Source organism: Microbulbifer okhotskensis (assembly GCF_023895975.1).
GTDB lineage: Bacteria > Pseudomonadota > Gammaproteobacteria > Pseudomonadales > Cellvibrionaceae > Microbulbifer > Microbulbifer okhotskensis.
Window position 1 is genome coordinate 1 of sequence record NZ_JALBWM010000348.1, and the last position, 666, is coordinate 666.

General features: G+C 54.1%; 2 protein-coding genes. Both read left to right on the forward strand.

Annotation, left to right across the window (positions count from 1 at the left end; genetic code table 11):
* The coding region (locus MO867_RS22440; protein WP_252473306.1) for a hypothetical protein at positions 1–238 on the forward strand (238 nt) is incomplete at its 5' end.
* Positions 239–262: 24 nt separating this feature from the next.
* Positions 263–666: gp16 family protein (locus tag MO867_RS22445; RefSeq protein ID WP_252473308.1), on the forward strand; the 404-nt coding region annotated here is incomplete at its 3' end.

Here is a 666-nt window from a genome sequence, read left to right on the forward strand (position 1 = left end):
TAATAGGTTCGCAATCTTTGCCGGCCGGGTTCATTTAATGAATGGTGGCGCAAGGAATTTTAGGGGGAGCGCTCCTACCGAGCAGGCGACAATGGAGTTAGCGGTAAACATCGCCAAAAAATCGCAGGAATCACAGTTTTTTTCGTGGCTACAAATCTTTGATCGGGTGACGGAGAAATACACCGAGTACTCAATAAAGAACGATGGGTCACTGGAGGAAAGGGAGTGCCCAAAATGAATAAGGAAGTGCTGGAGGCCGCTGATGGCTGAAAAGACCATCCGACAGAGAGAGCTGGCAATGATCCATATTGCACGGGCAGAGCTGTGTATGGATGACGACACCTACCGCCAGCTCCTCTATCAGGTGGGCAAAGTGGACTCTGCGGCAAAGCTGGATGTTACGGGCCGCTCCAAGTTGCTGCACCGCTTTCGCGAGCTGGGCTGGAAACCTAAGCGAGCAAAGCAAAAAGTCACTGCCCAGCAGCCGCAGGACCGCAAGATCAGGGCGCTGTGGCTGGAACTGGCAAACCGGGGAATAGTGCGCGACTCATCAGAGCGCGCGCTGTCTTCCTACGTGAAGCGCCAGACCGGCGTGGAGCGATTGGATTGGCTAAATGGTCAGCAGGCTACAAAAGTGATCGAAGCGCTGAAAGCCTGGCTGGATCG